Source organism: Proteus sp. FZP2095, from assembly GCF_023701425.1.
GTDB lineage: Bacteria > Pseudomonadota > Gammaproteobacteria > Enterobacterales > Enterobacteriaceae > Proteus > Proteus cibarius.
This window is the reverse complement of record NZ_JAMQBJ010000039.1, coordinates 1-287: the sequence shown is the minus strand read 5'-3', so window position 1 is coordinate 287 and position 287 is coordinate 1. Positions and strand designations below refer to the sequence as shown.

The following is a 287-nucleotide window of genomic DNA, read 5'->3' as shown; positions in this document are numbered from 1 at the left end:
CCGATGGTGCAACAGTATCTACCGCAAAGTCGGTTGGTTTACCCTGACCACTGGTGTTACCCGCTGGATCTGTGATTTCTGCGGTTACAGAGTATTTTCCATCTGACGTGACTTTATCCGCTGGAATAGTCACATCCGCTTTGCCCGCAGCCACTTCATTTGCGGTTAAGGTATGTTCCACGGTTTCAGTTGAACCATCAGGCTTGGTAACAGTCAGCGTTAATTTATCTCCGGCTGCACTGCCGCCCGGTACGGTAACTTCAGTCTGTACGCCGTCTTCCAGTTCC

At 50.9% G+C, this 287-nt stretch carries 1 protein-coding gene; it reads right to left on the bottom strand.

Translation table 11 applies throughout. From position 1 onward, the window contains the following. A partial coding sequence (locus NBG71_RS18760; RefSeq protein ID WP_250917083.1) for an Ig-like domain-containing protein occupies positions 1-287 on the bottom strand: 287 nt, incomplete at both ends.